This window comes from Pinisolibacter sp. DMC19 (genome assembly GCF_056313985.1).
This window is the reverse complement of record NZ_JBQUZF010000001.1, coordinates 542110-565415: the sequence shown is the minus strand read 5'-3', so window position 1 is coordinate 565415 and position 23306 is coordinate 542110. Positions and strand designations below refer to the sequence as shown.

Sequence of the window (23306 nt, the reverse complement as noted above, 5' to 3'; positions counted from 1 at the left end):
GCTCGTCAAGATCTCGACCCGGGTGGCGGTCGCCGACCGCCCCCGGCCCCTCGATGGAAGCCGAACATGCAATCCTCTCTCCGTCTCGGCATCGCCGGTCTCGGCGTCGTCGGTGCCTCCGTGGTCGGCGTGCTGCAGAAACACGCCGCCGATCTGTCGCAGCGCTGTGGTCGCAAGATCACGGTGCGCGCCGTCTGCGCCCGCGACCGCACCAAGGATCGCGGCGTCGACCTCTCGGGCATGAACTGGTTCCAGGACCCGGTGAAGCTCGCCGAGAGCCCCGACATCGACGTCTTCGTCGAGCTGATGGGCGGGGCCGGCGGCGCGGCCGAGGCCTCGGTGCGCGCGGCGCTCGCCTCCGGCAAGCACGTCGTCACGGCGAACAAGGCGCTGCTCGCCAAGCACGGCGTCGAACTCGCCCGTCTGGCCGAGGAGAAGGGCGTCAGCCTGAACTTCGAGGCGGCGGTCGCCGGTGGCATTCCGATCATCAAGACCCTGCGCGAGAGCCTCGCCGGCAACCGCGTCGATCGGGTCTTCGGCATCCTCAACGGCACCTGCAACTACATCCTGACGCGGATGCAGGCTGAGCGGCTGACCTTCGACGTCTGCGTCAAGGAAGCCCAGCGGCTCGGCTATGCCGAGGCCGATCCGACCTTCGACGTCGGCGGTTTCGACACCGCGCACAAGCTGGCGCTGCTCACCTCGCTCGCCTTCGGAACCCAGATCGACGCAGATCGGATCGCGATCGAGGGCATCGAGACGATCACCCTCGACGACATCGAGAAGGCCGACGAGCTCGGCTACAAGATCAAGCTGCTCGGCATCGCCGAACGCGCGGCCGGCGGCGGCATCGAGCAGCGGGTCCATCCGACCATGGTGCCGAAGTCCTCGGCCATCGCCCGTATCGACGGCGTGCTCAACGCCGTCGCGGTCGAAGCGGACTATGTCGGCAAGCTGATGCTGGTCGGCCCGGGTGCGGGCGGCGACGCCACCGCCTCGTCGGTCGTCTCCGACATCGCCGACATCGCCCGTGGCACGGCGCTGTCGACCATGGGCAAGCCGTCCGAGCACATGGCGCCCTATCTGTCGTCGAACGGCTCGGGCCATTCCGGCGGCTACTACGTCCGCCTCGAGGTCCACGACCGTCCCGGCGCCTTCGCGGCGATTGCGACGCGGATGGCCGAGCGCGGCATCAGCCTCGAATCGATCGTCCAGCGCGCCCGTCGCCCTTCCGCCGACGCGCCCGACGCGGTTACGCCGAACGAGCCGCAGCCGGTCATCATGCTGACCTACCGGACCACCGAGACCGCCATTCGCGCGGCGCTTTCGGACATCGAGGGCGACGGTCACGTCGCCTCGCCGCCGCGCTTCATCCGTATCGAGACCTTCTGAACGAGGCTCGACGCCCGCCGAGGCGGGAACAGGGGAGACAGCCGATGCCGTCGGCCAAGACGAAGACGCACAGGCCCGAAGAGGCCGTGGCGCTCGATCGGATCCTGACCTTGGAACTGGCGCGCACCACCGAGCGCACCGCCGTCGCCGCCGCCCGCCTGCGCGGCCGCGGCGACGAGATCGCCGCCGACAAGGTGGCGGTCGCCGCCATGCGGCACGAGCTCAACCGCCTGCCGATCGAGGGAACGGTCGTCATCGGCGAGGGCGAGCGCGACGAGGTCGAGGAGCTGTGGATCGGCGAGAAGGTCGGCACCGGCAGAGGCCCGGCGGTCGACATCGCCGTTGTGCCGCTCGAGGGCACGACGATCTGCGCCAAGAACCTGCCGAACTCGATCTCGGTCGTCGCCGTGGCCGAGGCCGGCAGCCTGCTCAAGGCGCCCGACGTCTACATGGACAAGATCGCCATCGGTCCGGGCTATCCGGCCGGCCTCGTCGGGCTCGACCGCACGCCGGCCGAGAACATCCGGCGGCTCGCCGAAGCCAAGGGCGTGCCGATCTCCGAGATCACCGCCTGCATCCTCGACCGGCCGCGCCATGCGCGTCTGATCGAGGAGGTGCGGGCGGTCGGCGCCTCGATCCGGCTGATCGGCGACGGCGACGTCGCCTCGGTCATCCACACGACCGACCCGGACGAAACCGGCATCGACATCCATCTCGGCATCGGCGGCGCGCCCGAGGGCGTACTGGCGGCGGCGGCGCTGCGCTGCATCGGCGGGCAGATGGAAGGCCGGCTGATGCTCGATCGCCCCGACAAGATCGCGCGGGCCCGCGACCTCGGCATCACCGATCCGCACAAGGTCTACGGCCTCGAGGAGATGGTCAGGGGCGACGTGCTCTTCGCCGCCACCGGCATCACCGACGGCAACTTCCTCAACGGGGTGAAGTTCGGCCGTGGCCAGATCACCACCCACACGGTGGTGATGCGCTCGTCCTCCGGCACCGTGCGCTGGATCCGGGCGCGGCACATGCACTTCGACAAGTTCGAGGCGTGACCGGGTTCCGCCGTCGGGCGTGCCGCGGACTTTCCCGCGACGCGGCCGCGCGGCAGGATCGGGGGCGACGCAGATTCTCCGCGGGACACGAGCCATGCGACTGACCGGGTTTGCCGAGGAAGACGACGCGCGCGCCGTGCTCGGCGTGACGACGTCCGCATCCGGCCGTGCCTGGCGCGACCGGCTCGACGTCGCCGGCGCGCAAGCCGCGCTCGGCATGGCGCAGCGGCTCGACCTGCCGGAGATCGTCGCCCGCGTGCTCGCCGGTCGCGGCGTCGGGGTCGACGAGGCGCGCGACTTTCTCGATCCGACCGTCAAGGGTCTGATGCCCGATCCTTCGACCGTCACGGCGATGGACGAAGGCGCGGCGCGGCTCGCCGATGCGGTCGAACGCGGCGAGCAAATCGCGCTCTTCGCCGACTACGACGTCGACGGCGCAACGTCGGCGGCACTGGTGAAGCGTCATCTGGTCCGCCTCGGGCTCGAGCCGCTGGTCTACGTGCCGGATCGGCTGATCGAGGGCTATGGGCCGAACGCCGAAGCCATCGAAGGGCTGGCGCGGGCCGGCGCGCGGCTCCTGGTGACGCTCGACTGCGGCTCGACCAGTTTCGAGGCGCTGGATCACGCCCGCGCCCTCGGGCTCGAGACGGTGGTGATCGACCACCACCAGTGCGGCGTCGAGCTGCCGCCGGCGCTGGCGGTGATCAATCCCAACCGCCACGACGATCTCTCCGGTCTCGGCCACCTCTCCGCCGTCGGCGTTGCCTTCGTCACGATGGTGGCGCTGTCGCGCGAACTGAGGCGTCGCGGCTTCTTCGCGGGGCGGAAAGAGCCCGATCTCCTGACGCTGCTCGACCTCGTGGCGCTCGGCACGGTCGCCGACGTGGTGCCGCTCCTCGGCCTCAACCGCGCCTTCGTGGTCAAGGGCCTGCAGGTGGCGCGCAAGCGCGGCAACGTCGGGCTCGCGGCGCTCGCCGCCGTGGCGCGGGTCAACGGGCCGCTGTCGCCCTATCACCTCGGCTTCCTGATCGGGCCGCGCATCAACGCCGGCGGGCGCATCGGCGATGCCGGCCTCGGCTCGCGGCTGCTCGCCACCGACGATCCGGTCGAGGCCGAGCGCATCGCCGCCGAACTCGACCGGCTCAACAAGGAGCGGCAGGTGATGGAGGCGGCGATGGTCGAGGAGGCCGACGCCCAGGTCGTCGCCCGCCACGGCACCGATCCCGGCCCGATCGTCGTCGTCGGCTCGCCCGACTGGCACCCCGGCGTCGTCGGCCTGATCGCCTCGCGCCTCAAGGAACGCTGGCATCGCCCGGCGCTCGCGGTCTCCTTCGATCGCGGCGATCTCGGTACCGGCTCGGCGCGCTCGGTCGCTGGCGTCGATCTCGGCGCGGCGGTGCGCGCCGCGGTCGAGGCGGGGCTGGCGGTCAAGGGCGGCGGTCACAAGATGGCGGCGGGCCTGACGGTCTCGCGCGACCGGCTCGACGCGGTGCGCGACTTCCTCGCCGAGCGGATCGCTTCGGGCGTCGAGGCGGCGCTGGAGCGGCGCGATCTCGCGATCGACGGTGCGCTGACCGCGGCGGGCGCGACGGTGAACCTCGTCGAGACGATCGAGCGGGCCGGGCCCTTCGGCGCCGGTCAGCCCGAACCGCTCTTCGCCTTCCCGGCGCACCGCGTCACCTTCGCCGACGAAGTGGGGCAGGGGCACGTGCGGGCGACGCTGGCGGCGGGCAACGGCTCGACCCTCAAGGCGATCGCCTTCCGCGCGGCGAACGAGCCGATCGGTCGCACCATCCTCGATGCGCGCGGTGAGACCCTGCACGTCGTGGGTGCGCTGGGTCTGGACCACTGGCAAGGTGATGCAAGAGTGCAACTACGCATCGTCGATGTCTGCCGACCCCGGATCGGGGGCTTGTGATGCCCGAATTATTCCCCTTTCTGGGGCCAGAGATTCACCGTTCGGTAACGTGAAGGATTCGATGCTGTCGTTGCCGTGTGTTGCCGAATTCGAGGGTTTTTCATGTCTGTCATCGGGGAAGGCGTCGTCGTGAGCATGGTCGACAGCGGAGAGAAGATTCGGGTTTCGCGGCGGGATCGCCGCCTCGTTCGTGCCGCGTTGGCGATCATCGCCGTGCTGGCCGTGACCGACGCGGTTCTCTATCTCGGCCAGATCATCTGATCGCGTCCGGCGCCTCCGGGCGCCGCGATCCGTCGAAAAAAGACGCCGCCCTCGGGCGGCGTCTTTTTCATGTCCGCCTCATTTCGGGCGGTCGCCGCGGTCCCGCCCGAGCCACCAGCCGGCGGCGAGCAGCGCGGCGAGGACACCCGCCGCCACCAGCACGAAGAGACCGAACTCGCCGTCGCGGGCCGCGCCGACGCCCTGGCGGGTGACGATCGCCACGAGGGCAAGCGCCAGCGCCATGGCGCCGAGACGGCCGGGTTCGCGCAGGAAGGAGCGGGGATCCTTCGCCATGAAACCTCCTCAGCCGCCGGTGAGTTCGCCGAGCAGCACATCGAGTGCGCCGACGAGGGCATCGACGTCAGCGTCGGTGGTCGACGGCGCGATCAGCATCATGTTGTGGAAGGGCGTGATGACGAGGCCGCGCTCGATCAGGGCGAGGCGCAGCGCACCCTCGATCTCGCCGTCGCCGATCAGCGCCGCCTCGCCGCCGGTGCGGGGTCGCGTCGGCGACAGCATGAATTCGACCCGGGCGCCGACCGAGGTGACGACCCAGGGCAGCCCGTGCCGGGCGATGACGCCCTCGAGGGCGCGCGCGAGGCGGCCGGCGCGGGCGATCATGCCGGCGTAGGCCTCCGCCGTCATGACCTCGGCGAGGTTCGCCCGCATGGCGGCGAGGGCGAGTGCATTGGCGGTCAGCGTCGTGCCCATGCCGGAATAGCCCGGCGTGGCGGCACGGGCGGCGCGCATGGCGCGTTCGACCTCTTCCGTGAAGCCCCAGACCGCGGCGGGCAGACCGCCGGCGATCGGCTTGCCGACGACGAAGAAGTCGGGTTCGAGCCCGTGGGCGCGGGTGTAGCCGCCGGGACCGGACGAGATCGTGTGGGTCTCGTCGATGGCGAGCAGCGTGCCGTGGCGGCGGGTGATCTCGCGCAGGCGTTCGTGATAGCCCGGTTCGGGCAGCACCATGCCGATGTTGGTCATCACCGGCTCGGCGAGCACCAGCGCCACCGAGCGGTCGGCGAGCGCTGCCTCGAGGGCGGCCTCGTCGTTGAACTGGACGACGCGGGTGTGTTCGGTGAGTGGCCAGACCTGACCCATCAGGCCGGGGCGCAGGATCGGCTTTCCGTCCTTCAGACGGACGTGGGTGTCGTCGACCGCGCCGTGATAGGCGCCGTCGAAGATCAGGATGTTCGGCCGGCCGGTCGCGGCGCGGGCCCAGCGGATCACCGAGCGGTTGGCGTCCGACGCCGTCATGGTGATCTGCCAGCGCGGCAGGCCGAAACGCTCGGCGAGCATGCGGCCCACCTCGGGGACGAGGGCCGAGGGCATCATCGCCGTCATGCCGCGCGCCGCCTGACGCTCGATCGCGGCGACGACGGGAGCGGGCGCATGGCCGAACATCGAGCCGGTGTCGCCGAGGCAGAAGTCGATGTGGGCGATGCCGTCGACGTCGGTGAGGGTCGAGCCGTGGGCCTCCGCCACGAAGAGCGGGAAGGGCAGACCCCAGTCGGTCATCCAGTGGAGCGGTACGCCGTCGAGCCAGTGGTCGGCCGCCTCGCGGGCGAGTTCGGCGGAGCGGGTGCGGCGCTCAGTGAAGCGGGCACGTTCGCGCGCGGTCAGCGCGGCGAGGCGTGAAAGGTCGATGCCGTGGCGGCGGCCGGAGGCCGGGAACTGGGTCTCGCTGGTCGTCATGTCGTCCTCGATCGCGACGGGGCACGAAACTGTGCGATCGCTCGAGGAGGAAGGCAAGCGGCCTCAGCGCAACGACAGCGCCGCCAGCGTCATGCCGATGAGGCAGACGAGCACGAAGGCGTCGAAGCCGGTGATCGAGGGCAGGCGAGACAAGAGACGAGACAGAGCGGTCATGCCGAACATCCCGATACGCGACGGAAACCGGAGGGTGCGTGTTGGAAACACGAGAATCGTGACAGGGACGTGACGAATGTCGAGCCGCCGGCCGCACACACGAAAATTTGTTCGTGTGACGGGGGGTGCTGTCGCTCGTGCGGCGTCTCCGGCACACTCGAATCCCACGGCCCGAACGATTCGTATGCGCCTCCTCTTGTCGTCGGGACGACGGCGAGCCAGATTTGACGAGGGACGGGTCAGAGGAGACGCCCATGGTCGTCGATTCCTCCCGAACGATCGGCCCCGCCACCGGCGCGGCGGCGAGCGGTCTCGATCTGTCGAGCCTGTCCACCGGTCGCCAGCTCGAGGCGCGGGTGACGGCGCTCGCCGGTCAGATGGCGACGCTGGCGAGCCGCCACGGCACGCTCGAAGTCGATCTCGGCAAGGCCAGGGTCGCGGTCGGCGACGTGCTGCGCTTCGAAGTGCAGGCGGTGCCGGGCGGCGACGGCAAGAGCGGCATCCGCCTCGAACTCCTGCCGAACGAACAGCAGACGGCGGCACAGACAGCGACGGCTCCCGCGGTCGATCCGGCGCGTGCGGCGCTGGGGCGGGCGGTGGCGCGGGCGGTGACGGCGCAGAGCGGTCTGGCACCGCTCTACGGTGCGCTGTCGGGCCTGTCGAGCGCGCCGTCCGGCAACGTGCCCGATCAGGTCCGCACGATCGTCGACCAGATTCTCGGCGGGCGGTTGGCCGCGTCGGGGCCGGTCTCGGCGGCCTCGGTGGCGGCGGCCTTCCGCAATTCCGGGCTCTTCACGGAAGCGACGCGTGCGGCGTCCGGTGGTGCGGCCCTGCCGGCCGGCGATCCGGACCTCAAGGCGGCCTTCACCGCGCTGCGCGACGCGCTCACCAAATGGGTCGGCAACGCCGCCCCGAACGCATCGTCGACCGCGACTGCCGGCACGGGTGCCTCGGCGACGCCGTCGCCGACGGCCGGCAATCCCTCGGCCGGGCAGGCGGGGGCGACGGCTCAGCGTCCGGCGACGGGCGGAGAAGCGCCGGCCTCGGCGAGCGGTCTCGCGGTGCGCGCGGCCTATGGCGGGGCGGGGCCTCCGGCTCAGCCGCAGACGTCCGGTTCTGCCCCGCAGGCCGCCACCGTCTCCGCCGGCCAGCCGCAGACCCGACCCGCGCCGACGCCGGAGGGTCAGCAGGACGGGCGCGGTCGGCTGGCCGCCGCCGCCTACGGCGCGCCGGTGCCGACCACGCGTGCCGGTGTGCCGCCCGTCGCGGGACAGGCGCCGACCGTTTCGACGCCCGGAACCGGGCCGAGCGGGGCTGCCGCGCCGACGCCGCAGGGGGCCGCAGCCGCGCCCCCGCAGGCCACCGTCGTTCCGGCTCCGCCGACGCCGGCCGCGGGCTCGCCCGTGTCGCCGAACGCGGCTGCGCCGGCCGCCGTCGCGACGCCTTCGACGGCGACGACCGCGAGCGCGCCGACGTCGCCGAACGCGCCGCCGCCTTCGCCGGCGCAATCGACCGCGACGGCTCCGTCGCCGGCGGGTGGAGCTGTCTCCTCGTCGCCGGTCGCGGCGGGTGGCCCCGCCACGGCGACGGCGGCGCTCGCCGCGCCGCAGGTTTCGCCCCCCACGCAGGCGGCGACGCCTTCCTCCACACCTCCCGCTGCACCGGCGCCCGGCCCGGCGGCTGCGCCGAGCGCCGCCGGGGCGAGTGCGGTGCCGGTCACGGCGTCCGCGGCATCGACACCGAGCGCCGCGGTGGCCGCTTCCCCGACGCCGACCGCAACGTCGGCCGCCGGGACGTCTCCGGCTCCGTCGGCCCAGTCCCTGCCGGCGGGTGCGACGGCGGCGCCCGTGTCACCGTCTCCTCATCCCACCGTGACGATCGCCGGGCCGACGGGTGGCGCCATGCCGATTCGCGACGGCGGTCCGCTTCCCGCTACCGCGGCCGAGGGAGCCGCCCGGCCGTCGGAGACGGTCGCGGCCGGTCCCAACGTCGTCGTGGTGCCGCCGGCGGCCGAGGGCGACGAGCAGGCGCTCGCTGCGGCCTTTCGGCTGGTCAGGGCGGTCGCCGCCGATCTCGGTCTCGCGGAAGGCGCGGCCGACGAGGCGGCGGCGCTCGGGGCGGGGATCGCGGCTTCCCCGCGCGAGCGCGCCGGCAAGGTGCCGCCGCCGCGCAAGGGGGCGGCGCCGATCGCCCAGGACCCGTCGGTCGGCGAGCGCGCCGATACGGCGGAGGCGGTCGAGCAGTTGGCGCGCAAGACGCTGGAGCGGGCCGACGGGGCGCTGCAGCGCATTCTCCTCGAGCAATGGGCGGTGCTCGACACCTCGGGCGAGGCGGCTGCCTCGGTGCAGCGCGGCGGCAAGGAATGGACGGCCGAGCTGCCGCTCGCCACCCGCGACGGCACCTCGATCGTGCAGATGACGGTCGAGCGCGACGGCAAGCAGGGCGGCAAGGCGGGCGAGACGGCGAAGGTCGGCTGGCGGGTACGCTTCGCCCTCGACGTCGAGCCGATCGGCCCGGTCCATGCACAGATCGGGCTGTCGGGCGAGCATCTCTCGGTCGGGCTGTGGATCGAGCGGCCGGAGATGGCGGAGAAGCTCGCCGCCGACATCGGTTCGCTCACTTCGGCGCTCGCCGACGGTGGCAGTGTGCTCGAAGCGGTCCACGTCACGGCGGGCGAGCCGCCGGCGACGCGGGCGGACGTGCAGAGCACGTCCGGTCACTTCATCGACGTCAGTCTCTGAGGGCTCCATGGCGAACGAGACCGACGACAAGAAGCTGGCGGTGGCCCTCAAGTGGGAGGGTCAGGGCGTCCCGACCGTGGTCGCCAAGGGCGAGGGCCACGTCGCCGACCAGATCGTCGCGCGCGCCGAGGAGGCGGGCGTGGCGGTGGAGGAGAACCCGCTGCTCGCCAAGGCGCTGTCTGCGGTGGAGCTCGACCGTCAGATCCCCGAGACGCTGTTCAAGGCGGTCGCCGAGGTCATTTCCTTCGTGCTGCGCTCGTCGGGCAAGATGAAGTGAGGCGGGGGTGGGCTGTTCTCTGTTCGGCTTCACCCTGAGGTGCCCGGCAACGCCGGGCCTCGAAGGGCGAAGCCGTCGACGGGTGGTGCCTCTCGGCCCTTCGCGCTTCGAGGCCCGACCCGAGGGTCGGGCACCTCAGCATGAAGGTCCTCCGCACGGAGATCGGCTCAAAGCCGTCCGCATCCCCGCTCACCCCCGGCAATGGGCGATCAGCCGGTCGACGAAGGTGCCGCACTTGTCGAGCTCGGCCTTCTCGATGAACTCGTTGGGGATGTGCGCCTGGCCGATCGATCCGGGGCCGACCACCACGGTCGGCATCCGCCCCATGGCGACGAAGAGGCCGGCCTCGGTGCCGTAGGCGACCTTGGTGTGGTCGTTGCGGCCGGCGAGCCGCTTGGCGAGCACCGTCGCGTCGGCCTCGGGCGGCGTGTCGAAGCCGGGGAAGCCGTTGACGCGCTCGATCGTCACGCCGGTCTCCGGCGCCCGCGCCTTCATCCAGGGTTCGATCACGGTCGCCACATGGGCGCGCAGCGCGTCCTCGAAGGGCTGGTGGTCGACACCGGCGAGCATGCGGAACTCGAATTCGAACGAACAGTGCTCCGGCACGATGTTCAGCGCCGTGCCGCCGTGGATGGTGCCGACGTGGGAGGTCGAGAAGGGCACGTCGTAGAGCGGATCGCGCGGGCCTTCGGTCTCGAAACGACGGCCGATCGCGCGGATCTCGGCGATCACCTCGGCCGCCGCCTCGATGGCGTTGACGCCGGAGGGCGCGAGCGAGGAATGGCACGAATGCCCGCGCACCGTCACCCGATAGGACCACTTGGCCTTGTGGGCGACGACGACGGCCATGTTGGTCGGCTCGCCGACGAAGGCGGCGAGCGGGGTCGCCGGCGCCAGCTCGTCGATGCGGGCGAGGGCGTTGCGCACGCCGATGCAGCCGACTTCCTCGTCGTGCGAGAGGCAGAGGTGGATCGGCTGCTTCAGGGGGGCGGCGACCATCTCGGGCAGGCGCGACAGGCAGACGGCGGCGAAGCCCTTCATGTCCGAGGTGCCGCGGCCGTAGAGGCGCGAGCCGATCTCGGTCAGCACGAAGGGATCGGTCGCCCAGTCCTGATCGTCGACGGGGACGACGTCGGTGTGGCCGGAGAGGACGTAGCCGGGGACGTCGCGCGGACCGATCGTCGCCCACAGGCAGGCCTTGGTGCCGGTCGGATCGAGCACCCGCTCGAAATGCACGCCGTGCTCGGCGAGCATCGCCTCCACCCACTCGATCAGCGGGAGGTTGGAGTTGCGGCTCGTCGTGTCGAAGGCGACGAGGCGGGCGAGGATCTCGGTGGCGGTGGGCTTCATCGGGCGCGGGTTGTCCGGTCGAAAAAGGGAACCGCCGCCTCGTGAGGCGGCGGCGAGAAGCGGTCAGTCTACCGGGTTTCGGGGGCTCCGTGGAACCCCCGATGTTCACTCGAAGAGGCTGCGCATCAGTCCGGGGAAGTCCCGCCACGCCCCTTCGAAGGGGTGGAAGGTGAAGCGCAGGCGGTGGTGGCCGGCGGGCACGGCGACGGCGCGGAAGAGCAGGTTGGCGCGCACCACCTCGCCCGGCTTGCCGTCGATCTCGACCTTCCACCAGCGATGCCAGGAATCGTTGAGGACGAGGAAGCCGTCGCGCGCCATGTCGGCGTCGATCACGACTTCCGAGTTGAGATACTTGGCGATGGTGGCGGTGCCGGCGGGCGTGGCGTCGGCGGTCGCCGCCGGCAGCGGGCCATCGATGGCGCCTTCGCCCGAACGGGCGACGAGGACTTCGCGGCGCGGGTCGAAGCCGTCCGGCCAACGCCCTTCGGCGAGGATCTGGTCGAAGGCGACGGCGCGGGCGCGGTCGACCACCAGCACGCGGGGAAGCGCGCGCGGGTTCTCGTAGATCCGCGTCTCCGGCCGACCGGGCGCCGGGTAGATGCCGGGGATGGCGGGGAAGCGGGCGACCTCGGTCAGACGGCCGGGCGGGAGCTTCGGATCGATCTTCTCGATCGGCAGCGGCGTCGCGATCCAGCGCAGGCCGAGCATGTCGACGAGGAGCGAATCGTAGCTCGGATTCAGCGCCGAGAAGGTCTTCTGCTCGGGGATGGCGATGTGGTCGATCGCGCCGGTCGCCTGGGCATATTCGGCCATGCGCAACGGGTTGTAGCCGAGCGTGTGCTCGAGGCCGTGGACCATGCCGAGGTTCGGCCAGTGGAAGCCTATGCCGACCAGTTCGACGCGGTCGCGACGGTCGCCGTGATCGTTCTCCGCCACCTGCTTCTTGAGGAAGGCGACGACCGGATCCTTGGTCGCGGTGTCGAGCGCGTCGAAGGTGGCGGACGGATAGGCGGTCGATTCGTTCGGTGCGTTGTTCCAGGCGAGGTCGACCGTGGTGAAGAGCGCGAGGAGCCCGACCGCCAGCACGCCGCCGCGGGGCGAGCCGTCGCGCACGAAGGCGCGGGCGATGAGCAGCACCAGGAGCGCGAGGCCGGAGAAGGCGAGCGCCGTGACCAGCGGCTTCCACACCAGTGCGAGGCGGTCGGCGTGGAGACCGAAGGCGACCGGGAGTACGCCGAAGACGACCGCGAGGAGCGCGATCTGGACCGCGATCACCGCGACGGGTGCGCGCGGGCGGCGCGGCTCGGTGAGGAGTCGGTGGGTCAGCCAGCCACCGAGCACCGCGATCGAGAAGCCGATCATGAAGGTGGCGTCGGCGGGACGGCGGTAGAGGTCGACGCCCGGCATCAGGTCGTAGAAGACGCGGAAGGCGGGGGTGTACCAGCCGACGGCGTAGAGCACGAAGAAGACCGCGGCGATGGTCTGCCAGCCGATCTCCTTGACGAAGAGCCGGCCGCGGGCGAGGCCGGCGATCATGATGGTCAGGATCGGGATCGCGCCGGCGTAGACCGCACCCATGTTCTGGGCGAGGAAGACGTCGGTGTAGCCGAAGGCGGGCGAGGGCGGACCCCAGTAGTCGACGTCCTGCGCGCCCTGGCCGAAGAGATCGGCGATCGCCACCGAGATCAGCGCCTCGGGCGGCAGCGAGCCCTTGCCGGCGCCGATGAAGTCGATCTCCGGCCGGTTGGAGTGCTCGGCGAGAAGCAGCGTCATGACGACCGGCACGACCACCACCAGCAGGCCGCCGATCACCACGGCGAGGCCGGGAACGATGGTCGCGCCGAGGTGGCGGACCGGCTTCTCGTGGGTGAAGATCTCCCACAGCGCGTGGCCGGCGAGGAAATAGAGCGACAGCAGCGCGATCTGGTCGCGGCCGAGCGCCAGCAGGCCGGCGGCGATGCCGGTCCACAGGCCCCAGGCGATCGAGCGGCGGGTGATCATCCGGTCGACGCAGAAGAGCACGATGGGCAGCATCGCGTAGCTCATCACCTGCCCGGTGTGCTGCAGCCGCCAAGCGGCCGAGCCGCCGAAGGCGAAGGAGAGCGCCGCGACGACCGCGCCGCCGGCGTGCCAGCCGCGATCGCGGAACCACAGCGCCAGCGCCAGCCCGCCGAGGCCGAGCTGGGCGAAGACCGCGGCGTCCATCGCCTGGGCGCTCGGATCGGGCACCAGCAGGGCGAGGACGAAGAAGGCGGGGACGAAGATCAGCGACTGGGGGTCGGAGATCTGCGGCCAGCCGGCGAAGATCCACGGGTTCCAGGTGATGCCACGGCCTTCGTGGATCGAATGGGCGAGGAAGCCGAGCTGGGCGCGGAAATGCGCCTCCGCGTCCCACGGCACGGTGAACCCGCCGAACAGCCACGGCCGGGTCAGGAAGACCCAGGCCAGCACCAGGACGACGAAGACGACCCGGAGGCCCGGATCGGCGGCACGGCGGCCGGCGGGATCGACGGCGGTCAACGGCGGATCTCCACCGTGGGAGCGGCGGCGGCGGCGACGTGCGTCTCGTCGAAGCCGATCGCCTCGCGGACGAAGTAGAGCGGCCGGCGCTTCACCTCGGAGAAGACGTGACCGAGATACTCGCCGATGATGCCGAGGCCGATCAGCTGGACGCCGGAGAAGAACAGGATCGCCACCATCAGCGACGGGAAGCCCGGCACGTCGGCGCCGAAGATCAGCGTCTTGGCGACGACATAGGCGCCGTAGAGCAGCGACGACAGCGACACGAAGGAGCCGATCACCGCCCAGATCTTCAGGGGCAGCGTGCCGAAGGAGGTGATGGCGGCGATCGCCAGACGCAGCAGCTTGAAGAAGCCCCACTGCGAGGTGCCGGTGGTGCGCTCGCCCATGGTGACCGGCACCGTGGTGGTGCGGAAGCCGGCCCAGGCGAAGAGGCCGCGGTTGAAGCGGTTGCGCTCGGGCATGGCGAGGAAGGCGTCGATGACCTTGCGGTCGTAGGCGCCGAAGTCGCCGACCTCGCGGTCGATCGGCACGTCGGACATGAATTCGAACGACTTGTAGAAGGCGGTCGAGAAGGCCGAGCGCAGCAGCGACTGGTGGTCGAGATCGACGCGGCGGGCGTTGACGGCGTCGTAGTCGCCGGTCGCCCACAGGCCGATCAGCTCGGGGATCGCCTCCGGCGGATGCTGGAGGTCGCTGTCCATCACGACGACGACGTCGCCACGGGTGTGGGCGAGGCCGGCGGTGACGGCGATCTCCTTGCCGAAGTTGCGCGAGAAGGTGATGACCTTGAGGCCGGGCACGGTGGCGCGCGCCGCCTTCAGCCGGGCGAAGGTGTCGTCGCGCGAGCCGTCGTCGACGGTGACGATCTCGAAGGGCACGCCGAGGCTCTCGAGCACGGGCACGAGGCGGGCGAAGAGCGGAGCGATGCCCTCGCTCTCGTTGTGCATCGGCAGGACGACGCTGACCAGGGAGGCGGAGAGGGCGGAGCGCTCGAGGGTCTCCGGCGCGGACGTCATGGTCGAAATCCTTTCAAGGACGCGATGGGTCGTGTATGCGATGAACCCGGCGCTCGGCGAGAAGACTTCGCCTCAATCTCGCGGGGCGTCAATGGCGAAGACGGGCAGGCTTCGCGCGAGGGCAAACGGATCGACGGTGGGTCAGACCGTCGTGCTGACGACCGCGGGGCGAGGCCGCGGTTCGGAGCAGGAATGACAGGCAAGCGGTCCTTCGTCCTCTGCGCCGACGATTTCGGGCTCTCCGAAACCATCGATCGCGGCATTCTCGAACTCGTCGCGCTGGGCCGCCTCGGTGCGACCGGCTGCATGGTGACCGGCCCGGCCTTCGAGGCCGACGCCGCGAAACTCGCGGCGATCGCCGACCGGATCGACGTGGGTCTGCACTTCGCGCTCACCGATCTCCCGCCCGTCCAGCCGGTCCCGTCCATCGATCCCGAGGGTCGGCCCGTCTCGCTCGGACGGGTGCTCGGCCGCTCGCTTCTCCTGCGTCTCGACTACGAGGAGATGACGGCGGAGATCGGGCGTCAGGTCGCCCGTTTCAGGGCGGCCTTCGGGCGAGATCCAGACTTTTTCGACGGGCATCAGCACGTCCAGATCTTCCCCGGCGTGCGCAGGGCCGTCTTCGCGGCCTACGACCGCGGCATCCTCGATGCGACGAAGACCTGGCTGCGCGACAGCGGCGAGCGGCCGGGACGGATCGTCGCGCGCGGCATCGAGACCGGCAAGGCGCTGTTCATCACCGCGCTGGCGAGCGGATTCGCGCACGCCGCGCGGGCCCGCGGCATCACCGTCAACGAGGGATTCGGCGGTATCACCGCCTTCGAGCCCGAGCGTTTCCCGGAGGTCTTCCCGACCTTCCTCGACCACCTCGGGAACCGCCCGCTGGTGATGTGCCATCCCGCCCACCCGGACGGACCGGCGGACGCCGCCGACCCGATCGACCGGGCGCGGCGGGCGGAATTCGCCTTCCTTTCGAGCGACACCTATGCGGCCGCGCTCGCGGCGGCGGGCGTCGACGTGGTCCGGATGCGGGCGCTCGACTGAGATCAGACGACGGGGCCGAAGGCGCGGGCGAGGATCGCGGCGGCGTCCTCGTCGTCGTCGGGCTCGACGATGGCGACGTCGAGCGTGATCCACACCGGGCCGGGGGCGCCGGGGACCGAGAAGGCGGTGGTCTCGAGAATGCCGGCGATGCGGTTGGCGACGGGACGGGCGGTCTCGACGTCGGTCGCCGGCAGGGCGATGGCGAGCCGATCGCCGCCCGCTCGCGCCGCGGTGTCCTCGCCGCGCACCAGACGGGCGATCATCCGGCCGACCTGCGCCAGCAGGTGATCGCCGGCGGCCCAGCCCCATTCGGCATTGATCTCGGCCAGTTCGGCGAGGCGGAAGCCGACGACGGCGAGCGGTTCGTCGTGCTCGCGGGCGTCGTCGATCAGCGCCGTCAGATGTTCCATCAGGAAGGCGCGGCGATAGAGGCCGGTGACGGAATCGAGCGTGCGGTCGTGGCGGGTGTCGCCATAGGCGGACTTCAGCGTCGCCCGCAGGCGATGCTCGGTCATCGCCGCCTCGACCCGGTCGGAGAAGACCTTCTCGCTCTCGTCGGCGAAGACGAGGTCGGTGGCGCCGGCGGCGTGGACCGCCTCGACGAGGCGCGGCTCGGTCTCGCCGGTCAGGACGACGGCGGGCAGGGCGAAGGTGTCGGGGTTGCGGCGCAGCACCTCGAGGAAGTCGATGGCGTCCTCGAGCGGCAGGTTGACCACGACGGCGTCGAAGGCGCGGCGTTCGAGATAGTCGACGGCGGTGTCGATGGTGAAGGCGCCGATCAGCGTCGAGCGCTTGGACAGCGCGCGCTCGATGGTGAAGTAGCGGATGCCGGCGCCGACCACCAGGACATGGGCGTCGGCGAGACCGGCGCCGAGGTCGGGCTCGGTGCGCGACAGGCCGAAGCGCGAGGCGGTGTCGAGCCGGCGCAGGATCTCGGCGCGCATGGTGGCGAGCCGGGCGAGCGAGCCGAGGCGGGCAGAGACGTGGCCGACCGACCAGGGCGCGCGCAGCACGTCGGAAAGCCCGATCGGACGCTCGTCGGGGTGGACCTCCTCGTCGACGGCGACGACCGGCAGGCGGCGGGCGCCGCGCAGCATGGTCATGCGGGCGGCGGCGTCGAGATAGCGGGTGCGGTCGACCTCGCCCTCGGTGCCGGCGAAGTTCAGCACCACCACGTCGGGATGTTCGACGGCGCCGCGATCGAGCGTGCGGGCGAGCGGCAGGGCGCGGACGTCCCAACCGTCGGCCCGGATCCCGTCCCAGAGACGACGGGTCTCCGGGCGGGGCGTTTCTTCGATGACGAGGACGCGGCCGCGATAGGACATGAGTGAGGATCTCCGAATGGCGGAATCCTCGCACGAACGTGGTTTACGAGATGTTAAGAGATCGCCGTCGTCGGGGCGAAGGGATTGCCCCGACACGGAGATCGGACGTCGAGAGGGCGGGGCGGCGTCCCCGTCGCCCGTCAGTTGCGATGCAGCAGGTGCTGGACCATGCCGGCGCGCAGCACGCGTCCCGACGGGCCGCGGGCGATGGCCGGCACGCGGAAGACCTTCACGGGGATCTCGGCGAGGCCGACGCGGGCGTTCTCGACGGCGGCGCGGAACAGCGTCTCGTCGAAGCGCCTGCCGGGCTCGGGCACCACGGCGGCGGCGACGGCGGTGCCGGTCTCGGCGGTCTCGACCAGGAGAGCCGCGGCATCCGCCACGCCTTCGACGCCGCGATAGAGCTCGTCGAGGGCGGCGAGATCGTAGAGCGCCTGACCGATGCGGACGGCGTCGTCGACGCGGCCGGCGAGTTCGAAGGTCGGCGGTTGGGCGGTGACGACACGGGCACCCAGCCCGGTGGCCATCCAGCCTTCCGGATCGCGCGGGCGGTGGCGGCGCTCCTGGGCGGTGGTCGGCCAGTTGAAGTGCGGCACCATGGCACCGCGCAGCTGCAGCTCGCCGCCGAGCGGGCGACCCTGCGCCATCTGCGCCGCGGTCTGGGCGATCGCCTTGAGGCGCATCTCGATCAGGATCGGTGCCGAGGGCGTGCCGACGGGGGCGCCGCAGGCGCCGATCGGCAGGGCGACCGGGCCGCTCGGCTCCTTGCGGCGGCGGGCGACGAGGCCGTAGGCGCCGAGCGGCGTCACGTCGACGACGTCGACGCCGGAAGGCATCGGGCGGTCGTGCGGCTCGTCGTCGGCGATCGCCAGCAGGGTGGGGGCGACGCGGCGCATCGACAGCCGGTCGGAGAGACGGGCGGCGAAGCGGGCGGGCACGAGGACATGCGTCGCCTCGCGGGTGGCAGCCTCGCCGGCGAGCCCGTCGATCGAGCGCGGCAGGCCGAGCACCAGCGTCGCGCCGGCGACGAGCCACGGCACGACGGCGACGCCGATGCCGGTCGATCCGGACAGCGAGAAGGGCGACAGCACCACCGAATCGGAGCCGATGCCGGCCTCGAGCAGGGTCATCAGGCCGGTGGCGATCCAGTGATTGTGCGAGCGCGGCAGCGGCATCATGCGGCCGTTGTCGCCGTCCGCCTCCGGGCGTGCCGCGGCGGTGGCCTCGGCGACTTCGGCCGGCATGGCGACGACCTCGACGGTCAGCGCATGGTCGGCCGGGTTGCCCTTGCGGCCGATGTCGGGGGCGGCGCCGAGCGAGGCCGCCTCCTCGAAGACCATCGACAGGTCGACCAGCCCGTCGGGCAGCTCGCCGCCGGCGCCGAAGACGAAGCGGATCTGGAACAGTTCGGCGGCGACGTCGCGCATGCGCTCGCCGTGGGTCTCGGTCTCGGTGCGGGCGACGGTGACGATGGCGCGGGCACCGAGGCGGCGGGCGAGCACCATGGCGTCGGCCTCGCGGGCCGAGAGCGGCAGCGGCGCGACGATCAGGCCGGCGCGCGAGGCGGCGAGGAAGGTGACGACGGCATCGACCGTCGGCGGCATCTGGGAGACCAGCACCTGATCGGGCTGCAGGCCGACGGCGGCGAAGAAGGCGGCGAGCGCCTCGACACGGGTGTTGAGCGCGCGCCAGGTCAGGCTCTCGGCGGCACCGCCGGTCCAGTCGGGACGGTCGGAGACGTCGACGACGGCGACCTTGTCGCCGCGGGTCTCGGCGTTGCGGGCGACGATCTGGTCGAGCGTCACGCGGCCCCAGGCGCCGGTGGCGGCATGAGCGCGGGATTCGTCCTCGCGTGCGACGATCATGGCTTCGACCCTTCTTGCCTCTCCCCGGCGCGGACCCACCACGCGGGCAGATGCCAACCCGATCCCGGAGTCTTGGACGGATGTTCGATTCGCGTCCAGTGGGCGACCCACTGTCCAGGTGGATGAAACAGTGGAACGACGAAGAATCCCGACATCAGCACCCGGTCGAGGACGCGTGCGGCGGCGACGAGGTCGTCGCGGGTGCGGGCGCCGATCAGCGCGGTGATCGCCGCGTCGGCGGCCGGGACCCGCACGCCGGGCAGATTGAACGATCCCTCGTCGTTCGCCGCGCGCGACGACCAGCGGTGGATCTGCTCGTTGCCGGGCGAGGCGGAGGCGGCCCAGACCCACATCGTCACGTCGAAGTCGAAGGTCTTGCGCCGCATCTCGTATTGCGCCGCGTCGACGGTGCGGATGCGGGCGTCGATGCCGAGCGTCGCCAGGGTGCGCTGCCAGCCCATGGCGAGGCGCTCCTGCTCGCGGGTCTGGGTCAGGATCTCGAAGGCGAAGGGGCGGCCGCCCTCGTCGACCAGCCGGGCGCCGTCGAGCCGCCAGCCGGCCGCCTTCAGGAGCTCGAGCGCGGTGGCCAGCGCCTTGCGGTCGCGTCCCGAGCCGTCGGTCTTCGGCATCCGCCAGGTCCCGTCGAGGAAGGCGGGGGCGACGGCGTCGGGGAAGGGGGCGAGCAGTGCGGCCTCGCGCGCGTCGGCGGGGCGGGCGTAGGCGGAGAGCTCGGAGGCGTCGAAATAACCGACCTGCCGCTCGTAGAGCGAATAGAACAGGTTGCGGTTGGCCCATTCGAAGTCGAAGAGCCGCGTCAGCGCCTCGCGCACGCGGCGGTCGGCGAAGAGCGGGCGGCGGGTGTTGAGGGCGAAGCCGGTCATGCCGCGCGGCAGGTCGAGGCCGAAGGTCTCCTTGAGCACCCGTCCGTCGGTCACCGCCGGGAAGGCATAGGCATTGGTCCAGCGCCCCGGGTCGGTCTCGACGGCGAGATCGAGCAGGCCCTTCTTGAAGGCCTCGATCATGGTGTTGCGGTCGCGGAAATACTCGAAGCGCAGCTCGTCGGCATTGTAGAGGCCGCGGCGGACCGGCAGGTCCTTGGCCCAGTAGTCGGGATCGCGGGCGAAGACGACGCGGGCGCCCGGTTCGACCACCGTGACCCGGTAGGGGCCCGAGCCGATCGGCGGGTCGAGCCGGGTCGCCTCGAACTCGCGGTCCTTCCAGTCGTGCGCCGGCAGGACCGGCATCAGGCCGAGGATCAGCGGCAGTTCGCGGTTCTCCGCCGACTTCAGGCGGAACCGCACGGTGCGGTCGTCGACCTTCTCCACCGCGCTCACGTCGCGATAGTTCGCGCGCATGTAGGGCAGGCCCTTCTCGCGCAGCGTCTCGAAGGAGAAGACGACGTCGTCCGGCGTGACGGGGGTGCGGTCGGAGAAGCGGGCCTCGCGACGCAGGCGGAAGGTGACGGTGGAGAGATCGTCGGCGACGTCGATCGTCTCGGCGATCAGGCCGTAGAGCGCGAAGGGCTCGTCGAGGCCGCGCTCCATCAGGCTCTCGTAGACGTTCGACCCTTCGGCGCCGCCGCGGAAGCCGGCGGCCGGGTTGCCCTTGAAGACGAAGGGGTTCAGCGAATCGAACGAGCCGATGACGCCGAGCGTCACCCGTCCGCCCTTGGGGGCTGCCGGGTCGGCATAGGGAAAATGGTCGAAGCCGGGGGGAAGCGCCGCCTCGCCGTGCATGGCGATCGCGGCGCGCGGGGCGGCATCGGCCGACGGCGCGAGGGCGGTGCCGACGACGGCGGCGAGGAAGGCGAAGGCGAGTGCCGACGCCTGCGACCACCGCCGCGGGCGTCGGGACCGGTCATCCGGCGCTGATTTCGGGCCGATCAAGGCGTCGTGTCTCCGACCGTCGGGCGATTCTTCGGCGTGATGCTAGCACGGTCGCGGCGCGTCCCCGTGCCGCCGTGCGTCGGGGCGGCGGAAAGCGCCGGGGATCGCCTCGCGGAGGGTGGAAATCCCGCGTGCGAGCGGCTATGGATCGTGCGACGCCGGGCGGACACGCTTTCGCCCAGATCGACCGGCATTCCCGCCGGCGAACCGTCGTCACGCCGGGAGCCGTCCGACACGGTTTCGGGGCGAGGCCGACGGATGAGGGATTGTCGTCGTCGTCGGTCGGGGGTATCGGATCGCACCGATCTCTTCCCGTGCCGTCGCGACGGATCATTTCGAGGATGTGGTATCCATGGCTGAAAGCACCCTTCGTTCGGCTCTCTCCACGCTGCGCGGTGGCGTCGCGGCCGGCGTGATCGCCGCGCTCGCGCTCGTCGCGGTGCCGTCGATCGCGGCGGCGCAGGCGGAAGGGGAAGCCCCGGCCGCGGCGCCGAAGCCCGCGGCGGCGCCGAAGCCGGCCGCCCCCAAGCCCGCCGCTCCGAAGCCGGCTGCCGCCGCTCCGAAGCCGGCCGCTCCCGCTGCCGCCGCTCCGGCCAAGGAAGCGCCGAAGGAGGCTCCCAAGGACGCCGCCGCGGCGCCCGAGGATCCGCTGCCCTGGGTCAAGATCTGCTCCAAGGACGCCGAGAAGAAGAACGTCTGTCTCGTCGCCAAGGAAGTGCGCTCGCAGGAGGGCCAGCTGGTCGCCTCGGTGGCGCTGCGCGAGATCGAGGGTGACCCCAAGAAGGTGCTGCTGATCGCCGTGCCGCCGGTGGTGCTGATCCAGCCGGGCATGCGCGTCCAGGTCGACAAGGGCAAGCAGCTCGAGGCCAAGTACACGATCTGCTTCCCCAACGCCTGCTACGCCGAGATGGAAGTGGCGGACGCGATGGTGGCCGAGATGAAGAAGGGCAAGGCACTGATCGTGACCTCGCTCAACATCCAGCAGAAGCCGATGTCCTTCCCCTTCGTGCTGTCGTCCTACAAGACGGCCGCCGAAGGTCCGGGCGTCGACCCGACCGCCAGCCAGAAGAGCCAGGAAGAACTCCAGTCCGAGCTGCAGAAGCGCGCCGAAGAGGCCGCCAAGAAGCTCGGTGGCGAGGCGCCGGCCGAGGCGCCGAAGAACTGATCGCGACGCGGACGCGCGCGACGGAGTTGCGACATCGAGACGCGCGTCGGGCGACCGGCGCGCGTTTTTCGTGCGTTTTTCAGGGGCGCGGCGGAGCCGTCGCCAACCTTTCCGCGAGTTCATTTGATCTCGCGTGATCGCGGGCGCATCCCGGGGGTACGGGCCGTCTTCCGGCGGTTCGAACGTTCATTCGAGGTGTCCACCATGTTCCGCGATTGGGTCAATCGTTACGCGACCCCCTTCACCACCGGTCTCTTCGTCGTCTCGCTCGTCTCGGGCGTGGCGCTGTTCTTTCACGTCGGCCAGGCCGCGTTCCGTGGCATGCACGAGTGGCTGAGCATGGTGCTGATCGTGCCCTTCGTGCTGCATGTCTGGAAGAACTGGTGGCCGCTGGTCGGCTACATGACGCGCGGTTGGCTGGTGTGGCCGCTGGCGGCTTCGCTGGTGGCGGGTGCCGCCTTCGCAGTGCCGGCCCTGATGGAGGGCAACGCCGGTGGCAATCCGCAGCTGGCGATGTACCGCGCCATCGCCGAGGCGCCGATCTCGGCGGTCGCGCCGGTGCTGAAGACCACGCCCGACGCGCTGATCGCCAAGCTGAAGGCGGCCGGCGTCGAGGCCAAGGCCGAGCAGAGCCTCACGGAAGCCGCCCAAGCCGCCGGCAAGGAGGCGCGTGCGGTGATCTTCGGGGTGGCTCTGGCGAAGTGAGGGCGTAGGCCGTCCGAGCGGACTCGTCGCAGAGGCCCTTCATCCTGAGGTGCGAGCGTCAGCGAGCCTCGAAGGGCGAAGGGCCGAGAGGCACCGCCCGTCGTGGCTTCGCCCTTCGAGGCCCGACTTCGTCGGGCACCTCAGGGTGAAGCTGAACAGAGAAGAGAAGGGCCGGAGAATCGTCCTCGGGCCCTTCGTCGCATCTCGGTCCCGGGCCCGTTCACACCGCGATCTTGGCGCGCACCGCTTCGGCGTCGACGTCTGCCGCGGGGCCTTCGATCACCACTTCGCCGCGGTCGAGCACGGTGTAGTGGTCGGCGAGTTCGCGAGCGAAGTCGAAATACTGTTCGACCAGCACGATCGCCATCGTCCCCTTGCCGCGCAGATAGGCGAGTGCCCGGCCGATGTCCTTGATGATCGAGGGCTGGATGCCTTCGGTCGGCTCGTCGAGGACGAGGAGGCGGGGGCGCGTCACCAAGGCGCGGCCGATGGCGAGCTGCTGCTGCTGGCCGCCGGAGAGGTCGCCGCCGCGCCGGCGCAGCATGTCGCCGAGCACGGGGAAGAGTTCGAAGACCTCGTCGGGGATCTCGCGCTGGTGGCGCGGCAGGGCGGCGAAACCGGTCTGGAGGTTCTCCTCGACGGTCAGCAGCGGGAAGATCTCGCGGCCCTGCGGCACGAAGGCGATGCCGGCGCGGGCGCGGTCATAGGGCGCGCTGCGGCCCAGATCCTTGCCCTCCCAGGTGATCGAGCCGCTCGCGATCGGCTGTTGGCCGACGATGGCGCGCATCAGCGAGGTCTTGCCGACGCCGTTGCGGCCGAGGACGCAGGTGATCTTGCCGATCTCCGCCCTGGTCGAGACGCCGCGCAGGGCCTGCGCCGCGCCGTAGAAGAGATCGACGTTGTCGACGTTCAGCATG

Annotated in this window: 18 protein-coding genes; 9 read left to right on the top strand and 9 right to left on the bottom strand. The window is 71.3% G+C overall.

Features of this window, described 5'->3' with window-relative positions:
- Positions 1–66: 66 nt before the first annotated feature.
- The 4 genes from ACT53U_RS02480 to ACT53U_RS02465 all read left to right on the top strand — a co-directional run bounded on the left by ACT53U_RS02480 (position 67) and on the right by ACT53U_RS02465 (position 4623).
- Positions 67–1392, top strand: coding sequence for a homoserine dehydrogenase (locus ACT53U_RS02480; RefSeq protein ID WP_476152457.1), 1326 nt, complete (start codon positions 67–69; stop codon positions 1390–1392).
- A 44-nt stretch (positions 1393–1436) separates the two neighbouring features.
- Positions 1437–2444 carry a class II fructose-bisphosphatase gene (glpX, locus tag ACT53U_RS02475; RefSeq protein ID WP_476152455.1) on the top strand — a complete coding sequence of 336 codons (1008 nt, stop codon included), beginning with the start codon at positions 1437–1439 and terminating at the stop codon, positions 2442–2444.
- A gap of 94 nt (positions 2445–2538) precedes the next feature.
- Positions 2539–4362: a single-stranded-DNA-specific exonuclease RecJ gene (gene recJ, locus ACT53U_RS02470; RefSeq protein WP_476152454.1), complete on the top strand. Its 1824-nt coding sequence runs from the start codon at positions 2539–2541 to the stop codon at positions 4360–4362.
- 102 nt (positions 4363–4464) lie between these two features.
- On the top strand, positions 4465–4623 hold the full coding sequence (locus ACT53U_RS02465) for a hypothetical protein (protein ID WP_476136290.1): 159 nt from the start codon (positions 4465–4467) through the stop codon (positions 4621–4623).
- A 78-nt stretch (positions 4624–4701) separates the two neighbouring features.
- On the opposite strand, the gene ACT53U_RS02460 is transcribed toward ACT53U_RS02465, so the two are convergent.
- Both ACT53U_RS02460 and ACT53U_RS02455 read right to left on the bottom strand, forming a co-directional pair.
- The gene (locus tag ACT53U_RS02460; protein ID WP_476152453.1) at positions 4702–4917 is read right to left on the bottom strand and encodes a hypothetical protein; all 216 of its coding nucleotides are present in this window, start codon (positions 4915–4917) and stop codon (positions 4702–4704) included.
- Between the two features lie 9 nt (positions 4918–4926).
- Positions 4927–6318, bottom strand: coding sequence for an aspartate aminotransferase family protein (locus ACT53U_RS02455; RefSeq protein WP_476152451.1), 1392 nt, complete (start codon positions 6316–6318; stop codon positions 4927–4929).
- Between the two features lie 428 nt (positions 6319–6746).
- On the opposite strand from ACT53U_RS02455, the gene fliK reads away from it, so the two are divergent.
- Together fliK and ACT53U_RS02445 are read left to right on the top strand one after the other, a co-directional pair.
- Positions 6747–9233 (top strand): flagellar hook-length control protein FliK, encoded by a 2487-nt coding sequence (gene fliK / locus ACT53U_RS02450; RefSeq protein WP_476152450.1) that lies wholly within the window; start codon positions 6747–6749, stop codon positions 9231–9233.
- A gap of 7 nt (positions 9234–9240) precedes the next feature.
- The gene (locus tag ACT53U_RS02445; RefSeq protein ID WP_476136296.1) at positions 9241–9510 is read left to right on the top strand and encodes an EscU/YscU/HrcU family type III secretion system export apparatus switch protein; all 270 of its coding nucleotides are present in this window, start codon (positions 9241–9243) and stop codon (positions 9508–9510) included.
- A gap of 189 nt (positions 9511–9699) precedes the next feature.
- Here ACT53U_RS02445 and argE read toward each other — a convergent pair whose 3' ends face one another.
- From argE to ACT53U_RS02430, 3 genes are all read right to left on the bottom strand, one after another.
- A complete protein-coding gene (gene argE, locus ACT53U_RS02440; protein ID WP_476152449.1) occupies positions 9700–10860 on the bottom strand; it encodes an acetylornithine deacetylase in 1161 nt (386 codons plus the stop codon).
- 105 nt (positions 10861–10965) lie between these two features.
- Positions 10966–13380, bottom strand: coding sequence for a hypothetical protein (locus ACT53U_RS02435; RefSeq protein ID WP_476152447.1), 2415 nt, complete (start codon positions 13378–13380; stop codon positions 10966–10968).
- Positions 13377–14399 carry a glycosyltransferase family 2 protein gene (locus tag ACT53U_RS02430; RefSeq protein ID WP_476152445.1) on the bottom strand — a complete coding sequence of 341 codons (1023 nt, stop codon included), beginning with the start codon at positions 14397–14399 and terminating at the stop codon, positions 13377–13379. The genes ACT53U_RS02435 and ACT53U_RS02430 overlap by 4 nt, the downstream gene beginning before the upstream one ends.
- Positions 14400–14591: 192 nt before the next feature.
- On the opposite strand from ACT53U_RS02430, the gene ACT53U_RS02425 reads away from it, so the two are divergent.
- Positions 14592–15443 (top strand): ChbG/HpnK family deacetylase, encoded by an 852-nt coding sequence (locus ACT53U_RS02425; protein WP_476152443.1) that lies wholly within the window; start codon positions 14592–14594, stop codon positions 15441–15443.
- 2 nt (positions 15444–15445) lie between these two features.
- Here ACT53U_RS02425 and ACT53U_RS02420 read toward each other — a convergent pair whose 3' ends face one another.
- From ACT53U_RS02420 to ACT53U_RS02410, 3 genes are all read right to left on the bottom strand, one after another.
- On the bottom strand, positions 15446–16768 hold the full coding sequence (locus tag ACT53U_RS02420; RefSeq protein ID WP_476152441.1) for a GGDEF domain-containing protein: 1323 nt from the start codon (positions 16766–16768) through the stop codon (positions 15446–15448).
- Positions 16769–16908: 140 nt separating this feature from the next.
- Positions 16909–18633 carry an AMP-binding protein gene (locus ACT53U_RS02415; RefSeq protein ID WP_476152439.1) on the bottom strand — a complete coding sequence of 575 codons (1725 nt, stop codon included), beginning with the start codon at positions 18631–18633 and terminating at the stop codon, positions 16909–16911.
- The gene (locus ACT53U_RS02410; RefSeq protein ID WP_476153043.1) at positions 18630–20369 is read right to left on the bottom strand and encodes an extracellular solute-binding protein; all 1740 of its coding nucleotides are present in this window, start codon (positions 20367–20369) and stop codon (positions 18630–18632) included. Before ACT53U_RS02410 ends, ACT53U_RS02415 begins: the two co-directional genes overlap by 4 nt.
- A gap of 502 nt (positions 20370–20871) precedes the next feature.
- On the opposite strand from ACT53U_RS02410, the gene ACT53U_RS02405 reads away from it, so the two are divergent.
- Together ACT53U_RS02405 and ACT53U_RS02400 are read left to right on the top strand one after the other, a co-directional pair.
- Positions 20872–21684, top strand: coding sequence for an invasion associated locus B family protein (locus ACT53U_RS02405; protein ID WP_476152438.1), 813 nt, complete (start codon positions 20872–20874; stop codon positions 21682–21684).
- Between the two features lie 204 nt (positions 21685–21888).
- Complete coding sequence (locus ACT53U_RS02400; protein WP_476152436.1) at positions 21889–22389, top strand: DUF4405 domain-containing protein; 501 nt, start codon at positions 21889–21891, stop codon at positions 22387–22389.
- Positions 22390–22609: 220 nt separating this feature from the next.
- Here the strand turns inward: ACT53U_RS02400 and urtE are convergent, their stop codons facing one another.
- Positions 22610–23305 (bottom strand): urea ABC transporter ATP-binding subunit UrtE, encoded by a 696-nt coding sequence (gene urtE / locus ACT53U_RS02395; protein WP_476152434.1) that lies wholly within the window; start codon positions 23303–23305, stop codon positions 22610–22612.
- Position 23306: the final 1 nt, after the last annotated feature.

Excerpts from the sequence above, each read along its gene's own strand:
- ACT53U_RS02480 (WP_476152457.1), top strand. The coding sequence starts at position 67 with ATGCAATCCTCTCTCCGTCTCGGCATCGCCGGTCTCGGCGTCGTCGGT.
- glpX (WP_476152455.1), top strand. The coding sequence starts at position 1,437 with ATGCCGTCGGCCAAGACGAAGACGCACAGGCCCGAAGAGGCCGTGGCG.
- recJ (WP_476152454.1), top strand. The coding sequence starts at position 2,539 with ATGCGACTGACCGGGTTTGCCGAGGAAGACGACGCGCGCGCCGTGCTC.
- ACT53U_RS02465 (WP_476136290.1), top strand. The coding sequence starts at position 4,465 with ATGTCTGTCATCGGGGAAGGCGTCGTCGTGAGCATGGTCGACAGCGGA.
- ACT53U_RS02460 (WP_476152453.1), bottom strand. The coding sequence starts at position 4,917 with ATGGCGAAGGATCCCCGCTCCTTCCTGCGCGAACCCGGCCGTCTCGGC.
- ACT53U_RS02455 (WP_476152451.1), bottom strand. The coding sequence starts at position 6,318 with ATGACGACCAGCGAGACCCAGTTCCCGGCCTCCGGCCGCCGCCACGGC.
- fliK (WP_476152450.1), top strand. The coding sequence starts at position 6,747 with ATGGTCGTCGATTCCTCCCGAACGATCGGCCCCGCCACCGGCGCGGCG.
- ACT53U_RS02445 (WP_476136296.1), top strand. The coding sequence starts at position 9,241 with ATGGCGAACGAGACCGACGACAAGAAGCTGGCGGTGGCCCTCAAGTGG.
- argE (WP_476152449.1), bottom strand. The coding sequence starts at position 10,860 with ATGAAGCCCACCGCCACCGAGATCCTCGCCCGCCTCGTCGCCTTCGAC.
- ACT53U_RS02430 (WP_476152445.1), bottom strand. The coding sequence starts at position 14,399 with ATGACGTCCGCGCCGGAGACCCTCGAGCGCTCCGCCCTCTCCGCCTCC.
- ACT53U_RS02425 (WP_476152443.1), top strand. The coding sequence starts at position 14,592 with ATGACAGGCAAGCGGTCCTTCGTCCTCTGCGCCGACGATTTCGGGCTC.
- ACT53U_RS02420 (WP_476152441.1), bottom strand. The coding sequence starts at position 16,768 with ATGTCCTATCGCGGCCGCGTCCTCGTCATCGAAGAAACGCCCCGCCCG.
- ACT53U_RS02415 (WP_476152439.1), bottom strand. The coding sequence starts at position 18,633 with ATGATCGTCGCACGCGAGGACGAATCCCGCGCTCATGCCGCCACCGGC.
- ACT53U_RS02410 (WP_476153043.1), bottom strand. The coding sequence starts at position 20,369 with ATGCACGGCGAGGCGGCGCTTCCCCCCGGCTTCGACCATTTTCCCTAT.
- ACT53U_RS02405 (WP_476152438.1), top strand. The coding sequence starts at position 20,872 with ATGGCTGAAAGCACCCTTCGTTCGGCTCTCTCCACGCTGCGCGGTGGC.
- ACT53U_RS02400 (WP_476152436.1), top strand. The coding sequence starts at position 21,889 with ATGTTCCGCGATTGGGTCAATCGTTACGCGACCCCCTTCACCACCGGT.
- urtE (WP_476152434.1), bottom strand. The coding sequence starts at position 23,305 with ATGCTGAACGTCGACAACGTCGATCTCTTCTACGGCGCGGCGCAGGCC.